General features: G+C 70.7%; 12 protein-coding genes. 10 read left to right on the top strand and 2 right to left on the bottom strand.

Features of this window, described 5'->3' with window-relative positions:
* The first annotated feature begins 3 nt into the window (after positions 1-3).
* From glcF to E2L08_RS07910, 3 genes are all read left to right on the top strand, one after another.
* Positions 4-1,392: a glycolate oxidase subunit GlcF gene (gene glcF, locus E2L08_RS07920; RefSeq protein WP_133396531.1), complete on the top strand. Its 1,389-nt coding sequence runs from the start codon at positions 4-6 to the stop codon at positions 1,390-1,392.
* A gap of 69 nt (positions 1,393-1,461) precedes the next feature.
* Positions 1,462-2,283 (top strand): trypsin-like serine peptidase, encoded by an 822-nt coding sequence (locus E2L08_RS07915; RefSeq protein ID WP_168771085.1) that lies wholly within the window; start codon positions 1,462-1,464, stop codon positions 2,281-2,283.
* A 142-nt stretch (positions 2,284-2,425) separates the two neighbouring features.
* The gene (locus E2L08_RS07910; protein ID WP_133396529.1) at positions 2,426-2,890 is read left to right on the top strand and encodes an Hsp20 family protein; all 465 of its coding nucleotides are present in this window, start codon (positions 2,426-2,428) and stop codon (positions 2,888-2,890) included.
* 63 nt (positions 2,891-2,953) lie between these two features.
* Here the strand turns inward: E2L08_RS07910 and E2L08_RS07905 are convergent, their stop codons facing one another.
* On the bottom strand, positions 2,954-4,441 hold the full coding sequence (locus E2L08_RS07905; protein WP_133396528.1) for an NAD-dependent succinate-semialdehyde dehydrogenase: 1,488 nt from the start codon (positions 4,439-4,441) through the stop codon (positions 2,954-2,956).
* A 71-nt stretch (positions 4,442-4,512) separates the two neighbouring features.
* Here E2L08_RS07905 and E2L08_RS07900 point away from each other — a divergent pair, with 71 nt between their 5' ends.
* Positions 4,513-5,331: a hormone-sensitive lipase gene (locus tag E2L08_RS07900; protein ID WP_133396527.1), complete on the top strand. Its 819-nt coding sequence runs from the start codon at positions 4,513-4,515 to the stop codon at positions 5,329-5,331.
* Between the two features lie 13 nt (positions 5,332-5,344).
* Here the strand turns inward: E2L08_RS07900 and E2L08_RS07895 are convergent, their stop codons facing one another.
* Positions 5,345-7,186 (bottom strand): serine protease, encoded by a 1,842-nt coding sequence (locus tag E2L08_RS07895; protein ID WP_240758164.1) that lies wholly within the window; start codon positions 7,184-7,186, stop codon positions 5,345-5,347.
* 174 nt (positions 7,187-7,360) lie between these two features.
* Between E2L08_RS07895 and E2L08_RS07890 the strand changes: the two genes are divergently transcribed.
* The 6 genes from E2L08_RS07890 to E2L08_RS07865 all read left to right on the top strand — a co-directional run bounded on the left by E2L08_RS07890 (position 7,361) and on the right by E2L08_RS07865 (position 14,994).
* The gene (locus tag E2L08_RS07890) at positions 7,361-8,299 is read left to right on the top strand and encodes a glycine--tRNA ligase subunit alpha (protein ID WP_133396526.1); all 939 of its coding nucleotides are present in this window, start codon (positions 7,361-7,363) and stop codon (positions 8,297-8,299) included.
* Positions 8,296-8,811, top strand: a complete 516-nt coding sequence (locus tag E2L08_RS07885) for a DUF6446 family protein (protein WP_133396525.1) — start codon at positions 8,296-8,298, stop codon at positions 8,809-8,811. The genes E2L08_RS07890 and E2L08_RS07885 overlap by 4 nt, the downstream gene beginning before the upstream one ends.
* Positions 8,812-10,854, top strand: coding sequence for a glycine--tRNA ligase subunit beta (gene glyS, locus E2L08_RS07880; RefSeq protein ID WP_133396524.1), 2,043 nt, complete (start codon positions 8,812-8,814; stop codon positions 10,852-10,854).
* Positions 10,855-10,959: 105 nt separating this feature from the next.
* Positions 10,960-11,436, top strand: a complete 477-nt coding sequence (locus E2L08_RS07875) for a DUF411 domain-containing protein (protein ID WP_133396523.1) — start codon at positions 10,960-10,962, stop codon at positions 11,434-11,436.
* 64 nt (positions 11,437-11,500) lie between these two features.
* Positions 11,501-14,056, top strand: coding sequence for a putative PEP-binding protein (locus E2L08_RS07870; RefSeq protein WP_240758163.1), 2,556 nt, complete (start codon positions 11,501-11,503; stop codon positions 14,054-14,056).
* 212 nt (positions 14,057-14,268) lie between these two features.
* The gene (locus E2L08_RS07865; RefSeq protein WP_133396521.1) at positions 14,269-14,994 is read left to right on the top strand and encodes a cell wall hydrolase; all 726 of its coding nucleotides are present in this window, start codon (positions 14,269-14,271) and stop codon (positions 14,992-14,994) included.
* Positions 14,995-15,014: the final 20 nt, after the last annotated feature.

Raw genomic sequence — 15,014 nt, 5'->3', positions numbered from 1 at the left:
CCCGTGCAGACCGATTTCACGCCCGAACAGCTTGCCGACCCCGATACGCGGCGAAGCAACGAGATCCTGCGCGCCTGCGTGCATTGCGGGTTCTGCACCGCGACCTGCCCGACCTACCAGGTGCTCGGCGACGAGTTGGACAGCCCGCGCGGGCGGATCTACCTCATCAAGGACATGCTCGAGAATGCGCGGGTGCCCGAGGCCGCGACCGTCATGCATATCGACCGCTGCCTGTCCTGCCTCGCCTGCATGACGACCTGCCCCTCGGGGGTGCATTACATGCACCTCGTCGACCACGCGCGCGCCTATATCGAGGAACATCACGAACGGCCCTGGCGCGACCGGGCGCTGCGCTGGATGCTGGCGCGGATCCTGCCCCATCCGGGGCGGTTCCGGCTGGCCCTGCGCGCCGCGCGGGCCGGCCGCTCGCTGGCGCGGTTCATGCCCGACCCGCGGTTGCGCGCGATGCTCGACATGGCGCCCGACCGCATCCCCGCCGCAAGCCCCAACGACCGACCTCAGGTCTTTCCCGCCGAGGGCCCCCGCCGGATGCGCGTGGCGCTGATGACGGGCTGCGCGCAGCGCGCGCTCGACACCGATATCAACGATGCGACCCTGCGCCTGCTGCGCCGCCTCGGCGTCGAGGTGGTCGTCGCCGAGGGCGCGGGCTGCTGCGGCGCGCTGACCCATCACATGGGCAAGACCGCCGACGCGCATCGCACCGCCGCGCGCAACATCCGCGCCTATATGCGCGAGATGGACGCGGGCGGGCTGGATGCCATCGTCATCAACACCAGCGGCTGCGGCACCACGGTCAAGGATTACGGTCATATGTTCCGCACGACCCCGCTGGCCCGCGACGCCGCGCGGGTGGCCGCGATCGCGCGCGACGTGACCGAGGTGCTGGCCGAGCTGATGCCCGAGGCCCCGGCGCCCGCCCCACAGCCCGCCCGCGCGGGCATCGCGGGGGTCGATGCGGCCCGGCCCGTGCCCGGCGCGGCGGGGCCCCCGGGGCTGAGGGTCGCCTATCACGCGGCCTGCTCGCTCCAGCACGGGCAAAAGGTCAAGGCGTCACCCAAGCGTCTGCTCGCCGCGGCGGGGTTCGAGGTGGTCGAGCCCGCCGACAGCCACCTGTGCTGCGGATCGGCGGGCACCTACAACCTGATGCAGCCCGTCATCTCGGGGCAGCTCAAGGCGCGCAAGGTCCGCACGCTCGAGGCGAAAACCCCCGACATCATCGCCGCCGGCAATATCGGGTGCATGATGCAGATCGCGAGCGGCACCCCCATCCCGGTCGTGCATACCGTCGAGCTGCTGGATTGGGCGACGGGCGGGCCGCGCCCGGCCAAGCTCGGCCGCGCGGCGGTCGGCGAAATGCCGCGCGAAGGATAGGATCGCGCCCTATTCCTGCCGCGCATGGCGGCCATTGCTGATGCGCGACGAATATCCGGGGAATCGCCCATGCGCGTGATCGCGAAACTGTTGGCCCTTGCACTGTTCATGGGGCTGCTTGCCGGGCAGTCCATCGCCGGGGAAAGCGGCCTGCGCGCGCTTGTCTCTGGCGATGACAGCCGTCCGTTCCGCGCGGTCGGGCGGCTCGATTTCGGGGATGGCAAGTTCTGCACCGCGACGCTGATCGCGCCGCGCGCCGTGCTGACCGCGGCCCATTGCGTCCATCGCCGCGACGGAACCCTGCATGACGCGACGGATGCCGTCTTTCGCGCGGGCTGGCGCGACGGCCGGGCCGAGGCGTATCGCACGGGCCGCCGCATCGTCGTGGCCGAGGGCTATGCCTACGGCGATTCGGGGCTGTCGATCCTCGCGCGCGACGTGGCGCTGGTCGAACTCGACCTGCCGGTCGACCCCGCGCTGATCCCGCCCGTGGGCCTTGGCGGCGGCATCGGGGCGGGGGCCGAGGTGGGCGTGGTGTCCTATGCCCACGACCGCGCCGGGCGGCCCTCGCTTCAGGAAACCTGCCATGTCATCGAGCGGCGCGGCACGGCGCTTCTCATGTCGTGCGAGGCCGATTTCGGCACCTCCGGCGCGCCGGTGCTGCAACCGGGCGGCGACGGGACGCTGCGCGTCGTGTCGGTCGTTTCGGCCATGGCCAATGCCGATGGGCAGCGGATCTCGATCGGCACCGACCTGCGCGCACCCGTGGCCGAAATGCTCGACAGTTTCGCGGCCTCGGACGGGGTGTTCCACCGCGCGCTTCCGGGCATCCGCCGCCTGTCATCGAGCGATGCGCGCGCCGAGGGGCCGGGCAAGTTCCTGAAACCCTGACTTTATTTCCGGCGCCCGGGCCTCTTGACGGGTCCGGTCCGGGTTCCCATCTCTGCGGGTATCCGGGTGCCTTCGGGGCCCGGAACCGGCCCGTCCCTCGCGGGAGGGCCATCATAGTTGTCGCTTAGAAAAGGATGACCCCATGAGACGTTTCGACCTTGCCCCGCTTTACCGTGCCAGCGTCGGTTTCGACCAGATGGCCGACATGCTCGACCGCGTGATGTCCGAGCCGGGCGGCGGGCAGACCTATCCGCCCTATAATATCGCCAAGACCGGCGACGATGCCTATGCCATCGAGATCGCGGTCGCGGGTTTCACCCCCGAAGAGCTGTCGGTCGAACAGCGCGAGAATGCGCTGATCGTGACCGCCCGCAAGTCCGAGGACGAGACCGCGGACCGTACCTTCCTGCATCGCGGCATCGCCACCCGAGCGTTCGAGCGGCGGTTCCACCTGGCCGCCCATGTCCGCGTCGAGGCCGCGCGCCACGAGAACGGGATGCTGGTGATCGAACTGGTGCGCGAGGTGCCCGAGGCGCTGAAACCGCGCCGCATCGCCATCGCGGGCACGACCGCCGACACCAAGGCGGTCGAGCACCAGGCCGCCTGACGACCCGACCGTGACGCCGGGGCCGCCCCCTTCGGGGCGGCCTTTTCATGTCGGCGCGGCCGCTCAGGCCTCGGGCTTGACCGACAGGCAGACGTATTTCATCTCGAGAAACTCGTCGATGCCATAGCGCGACCCCTCGCGCCCCAGCCCCGACTGCTTGACCCCGCCGAACGGCGCCACCTCGGTCGAGATCAGTCCCGTATTCACCCCGACGATCCCGTATTCCAGCGCCTCCGAGACGCGGGTCACGCGGCTCAGGTCGTTGGCGTAGAAATACGAGGCGAGGCCAAAGATCGTGTCATTGGCCAGCGCGATCGCCTCTTCCTCGGTGTCGAAACGGAAAAGCGGGGCCAGCGGGCCAAAGGTCTCTTCGGTCGCAAAGGCCATGTCCTGCGTCGCGCCGGTGACGACGGTGGGCTGAAAGAACGACCCGCCCTTGTCGTGACGCGCGCCGCCCATGACCACCTCGGCCCCCTTGTCGCGGGCGTCGGCGATATGGGCCTCGACCTTTTCGACCGCGGCCATGTCGATGAGCGGCCCGAAATCGGTCCCCTCCTCGAGCCCGTCGCCCACCGACATCCGCGCCAGCCGCGCCTGCAGCTTGTCGGCAAAGGCGTTATAGACCCCGGCCTGCACGTAGATCCGATTGGCGCAGACGCAGGTCTGCCCGGCATTGCGGAACTTGCAGGCGATGGCGCCCTCGACGGCATCGTCGAGATCGGCGTCGTCGAACACGATGAAGGGCGCGTTGCCGCCCAGCTCCATCGAGCATTTCTTGATCTGGTCGGCCGACTGGCGCAGCAGGATGCGGCCCACCTCGGTCGAGCCGGTAAAGGTGATCTTGGCAACCTTGGGGTTCTCGCAGAACTCCTGCCCGACCCCCGAACTGTCGCTCGACGGCAGGACCGAGAAAACGCCCTTGGGGATGCCCGCCCGGTCGGCCAGCACCCCCAGCGCCAGTGCCGACAGCGGCGTGAGCGAGGCGGGGCGCACGACAAAGGCGCAGCCCGCGGCCAGCGCCGGGCCGGCCTTGCGGGTGATCATCGCGTTGGGAAAGTTCCAAGGCGTGATGGCCGCCGCGACCCCGATGGGCTGGCGGATGACCTGGATGCGCTTGTCGGGTGCATGGCCGGGGATCGTGTCGCCATAGACGCGCTTGGCCTCTTCGGCGAACCACTCGACGAAGGACGCGCCATAGGCGACTTCGCCCTCGGCCTCGGCGAGGGGCTTGCCCTGCTCGGCCGTCAGGATGCGGCCCAGGTCCTCGCGATGCTCCATCAACAGCTCGAACCAGCGCCGCAGCACCTGCGCGCGGTCCTTGGCGGTGCGCGCCGCCCAGGCCTTTTGCGCATCGTGGGCGGCGTCGATGGCGCGCGCGACCTCGGCGCGCGACAGGTCGGCGACCTGCATCAGCACATCGCCGCGGGCGGGGTTGCGCACCTCGAAGGTTTGGCCCGATGCGGCGTCGGCCCAGTCTCCGGCGAGATAGGCGCGCCCCGTGAGCAGGTCGGGATCGCGCAGCAGCGCGGCGAGGTCGGTTCGGTCGAGCATGGAATATCCCCAGTTTCTTGCGCTTGTCGGTTCTGCCCGCCACTGTAGGCCAAAGAAGCGGAGTGCGTGCAATGACCGATGCCCCGGCAGCCGAGCAGTCGGCAACGGATGCCGACTACGACAATAGCGGGGCGGTCCCGTCCTCGGGGGCTCTGGCCGCGTCATGGCCCGAGGAGGCCGCGCGGTTTCGCACAAGCCTCGGCGCGCGGGCGCGGACCGGCCTGCGCTATGGCGCGACCGAGCGCGAGCGGTTCGACCTGTTCCTGCCCGAGGGGCCGCCGAGGGGGCTCGCCGTTTTCGTGCATGGCGGCTATTGGCGCAGCCGCGACCGCAGCGATTTCTCGCATCTCGCCGCCGGTCCGCTGGCGCGCGGCGTGGCCGTGGCGATGCCGTCCTACACGCTCGCCCCCGAGGCGCGGATCTCGCGGCTGACGCTACAGATCCGGCTGGCCATCGCGGCGGCGGCCGATCATGTGCCGGACCTGCCCATCGTGCTCGCCGGCCATTCGGCGGGCGGGCATCTCGTGGCGCGGCAGGCGGCGGCCGACGTGATGCTGTCCAGCCATGTCTCCGAGCGGATCGCGCGGATCGTCCCGATCTCGCCGGTCAGCGATCTGCGGCCGCTGCTGGGGCTGGCGATGAACGACGATCTGCGCCTGACCGCCAACGAGGCGCGGACCGAAAGCCCCGTGCTGCTGACGCGCGCCCATCCCGCCCCGGTCGAGATCCACGTGGGCGGCGACGAATTGCCGGCCTTCTTGTGGCAGGCGCGAATCCTCGGCGATGCCTGGGACGCGCCGGTGCATGTCGCGCCGGGGCGGCATCATTTCGACATCGTCGATGCCCTGCGCGACGCGGACACGCCGCTTTGCGCGGCCCTCGGTCCCTGAGACGCGCGGCGCGCTAGCGCCAGCAGCCCACCAGCACCGTCATGTCGGTAGCGCGGGTTTCGAGCAGGCCGCGCGCGATGGGATCGCCCGTCGACCGCGCGGTATCGGCCGTGATGCCGTTGGCCTCGAGAAAGGCGACGACGACCTCGGCATCCGCGGCGAATGCCACGTCCTGCGGCAGGGTGCGGCCCTCGACCGGATCGCTGAGAAGGGCGCCCAGCACATTGCCCGCGGGGTCGAGCACCGGCCCGCCCGCATCGCCGGGCTGCGCGTCCAGCGTATAGCGGTCGAGCCGCGCATCGCCGTCCAGCCCGCGCATGTCCGACACCTCGCCATAGGTGAGCGAGGGCGCGCCCAGCATTCCGCCAAAGGAGAACCCGGCGAGGATCGCCTCGCTGCCCAGGAGCGGCGCGGCCAAGGCAAAGCGGGCATGGGCACGGGGGGCGAGCGCCTGCCCCGGCGTCAGGAGCGCGAGGCCCAACGCCTCGTCGCGGGCAGCAACCGTCGCCTCGATCGCATCGTCGAGCGTGATCTCGCGGCAATCGGCTACCGCGTCGGCCGTGGTCACGATATCGCCGCGCCGCGTGACGTAGAACCCCGAGCGCGTGACCTCGGGGCTGCGGATGCGCAGCCCGGCCAGCAGGTCGACGCTTTGCTCTTCGGACGGCTCGGCGGCGGCGGCGGTCAGCACCTCGTCGGTATCGACGGCAAAACTCTGGCGCATCCGGTCGAGCAGGCGGGTGCGCCGATCCTCGTCGCCCTCGGGCCAGATCAGGGTGAACCCCTTGATATGCCCGTTCCTGAGCTGCGCCTGCGTGTGCGAGACGATATCCCCGTCGCGGCCGACCAGGGTGAATCCCTCGGCGCGCAGCTCGCGCTCGCCCTCGGGGGGGACGATCTCGAGCGTCTGCATGACGTTGTAGAGCGCGTTGAGATCCTCGCGCCCCCCGGCCTGGCTGATGAGCAGGACGCGGAACGGATCGCCCTCGCGGCGGGCGTCGTAATGGGCAAAGGGCGGGGCGTGGCGGGCAAAGGCCACGAGGTCGGTCGGCATGTCGACCGTGATCCCGGCGGCGCGGTCCGTCACCGGCGCGACCCCGATCCCGTCGAGAACGGCGTTGTAGCTGTCGATGAGCGCCGCGCGCTGGCGGGTGGTCAGGATGCCGGTCGGCTCGTACCCGTTGGCGTCCTGCCATGCGCGCATCGCGGCACGGGTGCCGCGCCCGAACGCGCCGTCGATGCGCGACTGGTAGAACCCCGCCCATTGCAGCGCGATCTGGAGCGCATCGCGTTCCTCGCGCGTCAGCTCGGATTCCGACTGGCGGGCCTCGGCCGGGGTCTCGTCCGGTTCCGGCTCGGGCAGCGGCTCGGGCTCGGGCTCCGGCTCTGCCACGGGCGCGGGCTCCGGCTCTGCCTCAACCACGGGCTCCGGCTCGGCCGCGGGGATCGTCGCGGCGGCGACCTCGGCCGCCTCGGACGGGGCGGGCGGGTAGATCGCGACGCTATAGCTATCGCCCTCGTTGGTAAAGCTGTCGGCCGGGATCGCGCCCTGCGCCCGCAATTCGCGACGCCGCGCGGCCGCCTCATCGGGGCTGAACGGGCCAAGCACGATGGCATAGAAATCCGTCGATCCGATGCGAAAGCTCTGAACGTCGTCGAGCGTCTCGTCGAACGCCGCCGCATCCTCGAGCGCCGCCTCCTGCCCCGACCGGGCGGCGATCTGGAGCCAGACCTCGCCCGGCGCGGCCGCCGCCACGCGCGGCGCCTCCTGCGCGCGGGCGCCCCCGGCACCGGGCACAAGGGTCACGGCAAAGAGCGCGGCGGCCGCGGCCCGCGTCATGGTGGTGAACGGCATGTGGTTGTCGGTCCCTGTCGATTCGTCTGAGCCGCGCCCCCGTGCGGCGGTGGCGGACAGATGGTCCGCATTTTCCCGGCAGGTCAAGAAAACAGGGCGTGACACGGGGTGCGATTGACGCTTGTTGCACCGCTGCCTAAGAGAAGGCCGCTTTCCTGCACCCCGGAGCCCGACATGGCCAGACCGACCTGCTTCCAGGATATCCTGATGGCGCTCCAGTCCTATTGGGCAAGCGCGGGCTGCGCGGTGCTGCAACCCTATGACATGGAGGTTGGGGCGGGCACCTTTCACCCAGCCACGACGCTGCGCGCGCTGGGGCCGCGGCAATGGGCGGCGGCCTATGTGCAGCCTTCGCGGCGGCCCACCGACGGGCGCTATGGCGACAGCCCCAACAGGTTGCAGCATTACTACCAGTACCAGGTCATCATCAAACCGAGCCCGCCGGACCTGCAGGCGCTCTATCTCGGCTCGCTCGAGGCCATCGGGATCGACGCCGCGCTGCACGACATCCGCTTCGTCGAGGACGACTGGGAAAGCCCGACGCTGGGCGCCTGGGGCCTCGGCTGGGAGGTCTGGTGCGACGGGATGGAGGTCAGCCAGTTCACCTATTTCCAGCAGGTCGGCGGCCATGACTGCCACCCCGTTTCAGGGGAACTGACCTATGGGCTGGAGCGGCTGGCGATGTATGTGCTGGGCGTCGATCACGTCATGGACATGCCCTTCAACAGCCCCGACGCGCCCACGCCACTCAGCTATGGCGACGTGTTCCGCGAGGCCGAGGCGCAATATGCGCGCTGGAACTTCGACACCGCCGACACCGCGATCCTGCTGCGCCATTTCGAAGAGGCCGAGGCCGAATGCGCCGCGACCCTCGCCGCGCCGGCGACCGATCCGCGCACGGGGCGGCCTATCGTGATGGCGCTGCCCGCCTATGACCAATGCATCAAGGCCAGCCATATCTTCAACCTGCTCGACGCGCGGGGCGTGATCTCGGTCACCGAGCGGCAGGCCTATATCGGGCGGGTGCGCGCGCTGGCGCGGGCCTGCGCCGATGCCTTCCTCACGACCGAGGCGGGGGGGCACGATCCCGCCGCGCCGCGGGCCGGCGCATGATCGCGCGCATCGCCATCGTCGTCGTGCTCGTCGGATCGGTGCTGGCCGGGGCGGGCATGTATTACCTCCAGGTCTTTCACTGGTACGAACGGGTCGAGCCGCGCGACATCTTGCTGACCGCGCGCGGCGGCGAAGAGGTGCCCCTGCCGGTCTCGAATATCGAGGCCATCGACGCCGAATCGTCCCCGCTGCGGTTCCGGGCCTGTTTCGACACCACCGCCGAGCCGCGTGCGCTGACCGACAGCTTTACCCTTTACGAAGGGGCCGAGCCGCTGACCGCGCCGTTCTGGTTCGACTGCTACGACGCCAGCGCCATCGCCGCCGACCTGTCCGAGGGGCGGGCGCAGGCGTTTCTCGGCATCAAGAACGTGGGCTACGGCGTCGACCGGATCGTGGCCGTGACCGAGGGCGGGCGCGGCTATGTCTGGCACCAGCTCAACGATTGCGGCGAACTGGCCTATGACGGCACGCAGGTCGGCGAGGATTGCCCGCCCCGAGAGGATTTCGAATAAATGGCCGACCTTCTGATCGAACTCTTCTCCGAAGAGATCCCCGCCCGGATGCAGGCCCGCGCGGCCGAGGATCTGCGCCGTCTGTTCACCGAGGGCATCGTCGAGGCCGGCCTGACCTATGCCCATGCCGGCGCATATGTGACGCCGCGCCGCCTGACGCTGACGGTCGAGGGGCTGGCCGAACGCTCGCCCGACACGGTCGAGGACCGGCGCGGGCCCAAGCTCGGCGCGCCCGACAAGGCGGTCGAGGGATTCGCGCGCGGCGCGGGCGTCGCAGTGGCCGATCTCGAACTGCGCGACGACAAGAAGGGGCAGGTCTATTTCGCCACGATCCGGTGCGCGGGCCGCACCGCCCCCGAGATCGTGGCCGAGGTGCTCGAGCGCACGATCCGCGATTTCCCCTGGCCCAAATCCATGCGCTGGGGGCGGGGCGCGCTGCGCTGGGTGCGGCCGCTGCACCGCATCCTGTGCGTGCTGAGCCGCGAGGACGGGCACGAGGTCGTGCCGCTCGTCGTCGACGGGATCGCGGCGGGCGATCTGACCGAGGGGCATCGCTTCATGTCGCCGGGGCCGATCCGCGTGTCGGGCCATGACGACTACGCGGCACGGCTGCGCCGCGCCCATGTCATGCTCGACCCAGCCGAACGGGCCGAGCATATCCGCAACGATGCCGCCAACCAGGCCTTTGCGCAGGGGCTCGAACTGGTCGAGGATGCCGCCCTTCTGGCCGAGGTCGCGGGGCTGGTCGAATGGCCCGTCGTGCTGATGGGCCGCATCGACGACGCGTTCCTGTCGCTGCCGCCCGAGGTGCTGCAAACCTCGATGCGCGAACATCAGAAGTTCTTTTCCGTCCGCGATCCGGGCGACGGCCGTATCGTCGGGTTCGTCACCGTGGCCAATCGCGAGACCGCCGATGGCGGCGCCACGATCCTTGCCGGCAACCGCCGCGTCCTGTCCGCGCGCCTCGCCGATGCCGCCTTTTTCTGGGAGAACGACCTGGCCGTGGCACGCGCGGGCATGACGAAATGGACCGATTCGCTGTCGCAGGTGACGTTCCACGCCAGGCTCGGGACCGAGGCCGACCGCGTTGCGCGCATCGCCGCGCTGGCCCGCGAGCTGGCTCCGTCGGTCGGCGCCGACCCCGATCTCGCCGAAGAGGCGGCGCGCATCTGCAAAGCCGATCTCGTGTCCGAGATGGTCTACGAGTTCCCCGAGCTTCAGGGCGTCATGGGCCGCTATTACGCCGAGGCCGCCGGCCGCCCGGCCGAGGTCGCCGAGGCCGTGGCCGAGCATTACGCCCCGCTCGGCCCCTCGGACGCCGTGCCCTCGGCCCCGGTTTCGGTCACGGTGAGCCTTGCCGAAAAGATCGACAAGCTCGCCGGTTTCTGGGCCATAGGCGAGACGCCTACCGGCTCGAAAGACCCCTATGCGCTGCGCCGCGCGGCGCTGGGGGTGATCCGGCTGGTGCTGGATAACGGGCTGAGGCTGCCGCTGGACCGAATTTTCGCAGAAAATTCAGGCCCCCTCCTCGCCTTCTTTCACGACCGTCTAAAGGTGCATCTGCGCGACGAGGGCATCCGGCACGACGTCATCGACGCCTGCCTTGCCATGACCAATGCCGACGACCTGACGCTGCTGGTCAAGCGGGCGCGCGCGGTGCAGGGGTTTCTCGACAGCGATGCGGGCGGGGACCTGGTGCAGCTTTATCGCCGCGCCAACAACATCCTCACCCAGGCCGAAGAGGCCGATGGCGTCGAGTACAGTTTCGGCGCCGATGTGAAACACGCCGAGACCGACGAGGAGCGGGCGCTGTTCGCCGCGCTGGCGACCGAGCGGCCGCGGATCGAGGCGGCGCTGGGCGCCGAGGATTTCGGCGCCGCCATGGCCGCGCTCGCGCGGCTGCGCGATCCCATCGACGCATTCTTCGAGGCGGTGCAGATCAATACCGACGCGCAGATCACGCGGCGCAACCGGCTGAACCTGCTGGCCGATATCCGCAACCTCTGTGTCCGGGCGGCCGACCTGTCCCGCATCGAGGGCTGAGCGCCGCCGCCCCCGCACACCCTATCGTGAGCCGGGACGCATTGTCCGGCGCGGGGCAGGGCGGTTAGGGTCGCGCCCGACACAATGGACGAAAGGGATGCCCCGATGACCGCGATCCTCACCCGCCGCGCCGTGATGATGGGGGCGGCCAGCCTGGGCCTGCTGGCGGTCCTGCCGCGCCGCGGGTTCGCCGCCGCCCCTGTGATGCTCGTTCTGAAAGACCCCAATTGCGGCTGCTGCACGGCCTGGATCGAGATCCTCGAGGCCGAGGGTTTCGACGTGACGGTCGAGGCGTCGGCCGGCGTCGCGCTCAGCCGCTACAAGCTCGAGAACGGGATCCCGATCGAGATGGGGTCGTGCCATACCGGCCGGATCGACGGCTACATGATCGAGGGCCATGTCCCCGTCGCCGATATCCGCAAGCTGCTCGACACGCGGCCCGACGCGGTGGGGCTGGCCGTTCCGGGGATGCCCTACGGCTCGCCCGGCATGGGCCCCGAAGAGGCGCGCGACGCCTATGACGTGCACCTGATCCGGCGCGACGGCAGCACCGAGATCTTCACGAGCTACCCGGCCGCCTGACCCGCGGCCCGCTTGCACCGCGCCGCCTCCGCCCCCTATGCTGCGGGGCAACAGGAGCGCCGCGGTGCAGCAGAACCCTTCCGTCCCCGGCGCGACGCCGATCACGCCGACCGCCCCGATCCGGGCCGCCGCGCATGGCGGTCGGGCGAAATGCCTGCAACGCCTCGTGCGGCTTGGCTTGCCGGTGCCGCGGACCGAAGCGCTCGATTTCGACACGGTGCGCGGTATCGCGAACGGGGCGCGGTTCGACGCGGCGGGGCTGCTCGCCGGGTTCGGCGAGGGGGTGCTGGTCTCGGTCCGCCCGTCCTCGGCGGCCGACGATTGGGGCGGGCCGCGCTCGGTGCTCAATATCGGGATGTGCGACGCGGCCCATGCGCGGCTGGCCCATGGCGTCGGGGCGGCGGCGGCCGATGCGCTTTACGGGCGGTTCATCCATGCCTACGCGGTGCAGGTCGCGCGGCTCGACCCCGAGGATTTCGACCCCGCCGCCCCCATCCCCGACCTGCTCGCCGCCTATCGCGCGGCGCTGGGCGAACCCTTTCCGCAGGATCCCGCGCGGCAGCTCGGCGATGTGCTGCGCGCGATGGCGCGGGCCTGGGACGGGGTCAGCGCGCGGCTGATGCGGCAGGCGCAGGGCGCGCCGGCCGATGCGGGGCTCGGGCTCGTGGTGCAGCGCATGGCGCTGGGGGTGGGCGACCCGCGGCGCGGCGAATCGGGCTCGGGGCTGATCCAGTTCGTCGACGGGGCGACCGGCCAGCCGCAGATCACCGGCCGTTATCGCAGCCAGTCGCAGGGGCGCGAGGCGCTGCTGCCCGGCGCCGACAGCCTGTTCGTGGCGCGCGATCCGCGCGGCCCCGCGCTCGAGGATCGCTGCCCCGAGATATTCGCCGCGCTGGTCGAGCAGGGCGCGCTGTGCCGCACCCGCCTGCGCGAGGAAATGCAGATCGAGTTCACCATCGGCCACGGCACGCTGCACGTTCTCGACGCGGTGCGCGTCACCCGTTCGGCGCCCGCGGCGGTGGCGATTGCCGTGGCGCTGGCCACCGACGGGATCATTCCCGAATCCGAGGCCGTCCTGCGGGTCGAGCCGCGCGCGCTGCTCGACCTGCTCCATCCCCGCATCGCGCCGGATGCCGGGTTGCGCGCGGCGACCACCGCCATCGCCGCCAGCCCCGGCGCGGCCACCGGGCGCATCGTCTTTTCCGCCGCCGCCGCGCAGGCCGCCGCCGCCCGCGAGGAACCCGCGATCCTCGTGCGGCGCGAAACCGCCTCGGGGGATGTGCACGGGATGCATCTTGCGCAGGGCATCCTCACGATCCGCGGGGGGCCGACCTCGCATGCGGCGGTGATCGCGCGCGGGCTTGGCGTGCCCTGCGTCGTGGGGGCGCGCGATCTCGCGCTCGACGACGGGGCGGGGCGGCTGACGGGGCCGGGCGGGCTCGACCTGGCCGAGGGCGATCTGCTGACCATCGACGGCGGCACGGGTGCGGTGATCGCCGGTGTCGCACCCCTGATCGAGCCCGAGCTCGACGCCTCGTTCCGCACGCTGCTGTCATGGGCCGATGAGCGGCGCGATATCGGCGTGCGCGCCAATTGCGACAGCCCCGCCGAAGCGCGCATCGCCCGCCGGTTCGAGGCCGAGGGGATCGGGCTGTGCCGGACCGAGAACATGTTTCTCGACGGCGGCCGCCTGACCATCATGCGCGAGATGATCTTTGCCGAGGCCGCGTCGGACCGGCAGGCCGCGCTCGACCGGCTCCTGCCCGTGCAGCGCGCCGATTTCACCGAGCTGTTCCGCATCATGGCCGGGCGCCCGGTCACGATCCGGCTGCTCGACCCGCCCCTGCACGAGTTCCTGCCCGCCGATACCGAGGGCATCCGCGATCTTGCCGCCGCGCTCGACCTGCCCGTGGCCGAGGTCAAGGCGCGCATCGCCGCCCTGACCGAGGTGAACCCCATGCTGGGGATGCGCGGCGTGCGGTTGGGCATCACCCTGCCCGAGATCTACGACATGCAGGTGCGCGCGATCTTCGAGGCGGCGCTGGCCACGCAGCCGCGCGTCACCCCCGAGATCATGATCCCGCTGATCTCGACCCGGCGCGAGGTCGAGATCGTCAAGGCCCGGATCGACACCGTCGCCGCCGAGATCCGCGTCGAGACGGGCGAGAATTTCGACTACGCGCTGGGCGTCATGGTCGAGACGCCGCGCGCGGCGCTGCGCGCGGGCGACATCGCCGATCACGCGAGTTTCCTCAGCTTCGGCACCAACGACCTGACGCAGATGACCTACGGGCTGTCGCGCGACGACGCGGGGCGGTTCATGGCGGCCTATGTCGCGCAGGGCGTGTTCCCCGACGACCCCTTCACCCGGCTCGACACGCAGGGCGTGGGCGAGTTGCTGGCCATCGGGGCCACGCGGGCGCGCGCCGTGCGCCCCGGCATCACGCTTTCCATCTGCGGCGAGCATGGCGGCGACCCCGACTCCATCGCCTTTTGCCGCGACCGCGGATTCGCGTATGTGTCCTGCTCGCCCTTTCGCGTCCCGCTCGCCCGGCTCGCGGCCGCGCATCTGGCGATCCGGGGGAGCGGACTCTCGCCGACCGCGCCGCCCGACCGGTAGGGTTTCGCCGATCCTGGCAGGCCTGAATGCCACGAATCCGGCGATTTCGCGGTCACGGGGCCGTGTCGGCGGGAACCTGCGCAGGATTCGGCCCCCCGCGGTTTGATCCCTCCCCCCCGTTTTCGCAAAAGGGCGGCGCTTGCAGCGCAGGTCCGACCGCCTTGGGGAAGGGGGCCGGGCCGGCAAAACCCGACTAGGGAACTGGGGAAACAATGATCAAAGCATGTGACTGGGCGGCCGCCCTTCGGCTGGCCCTGGCCGGCCTCGTCTTGTCCACCGGGATCGGTCACGCCGATATCGTTTTCGGCACCAAGAGCGAACCGACCATCGACCTCGACGCCGCGCGCGACACCGGGGCCGCCGAACCGGCCGCCTGGCTCGAACGGGCGGACGCGACACCCGCCGCCCTGCTGGGCAGCACCGCCCCCGAGATCGCCGCGCAGCGCGGCAACCTGCTTTCGGCGATCCTCGCCGTGCCGCAGGCCCCCGCGGGCCGGGCGCCCGACTACACCCGTGCGGGCGTCGACGCGCTGGCCGCCGCCACGGGCGATGCCGAGTGGGAATGCCTGACCGAGGCGCTTTATTTCGAGGCCCGCGGCGAGGATGCCAAGGGCGTTTTCGCGGTCGCCGAAGTCATCCTCAACCGGGTGGATAGCGGCCGCTTTCCCTCGACCGTGTGCAAGGTCGTGAACCAGGGCACCGGCGAAAAATGGAAATGCCAGTTCTCCTATACCTGCGACGGCATCCCCGACGTGGTCCGCGAAAAAGCCGCGTGGGAGCGGATGGGCAAGATCGCCCGCATCATGCTCGACGGCGGAGAGCGGACGCTCACCGGCGGCGCGACCTTCTACCATACCAAGGCGGTGAACCCCTCCTGGGCGTCGGTGTTTGACCGCACGACCACCATCGGGTTCCACCACTTCTACGCCCAGACCTGAGGCCACGGCGCCGGGCGCGG

Source organism: Palleronia sediminis, assembly GCF_004358695.1.
GTDB lineage: Bacteria > Pseudomonadota > Alphaproteobacteria > Rhodobacterales > Rhodobacteraceae > Palleronia > Palleronia sediminis.
Note: the sequence above shows the minus strand (reverse complement) of the source record. Positions and strands in the feature narration are given on the sequence as shown.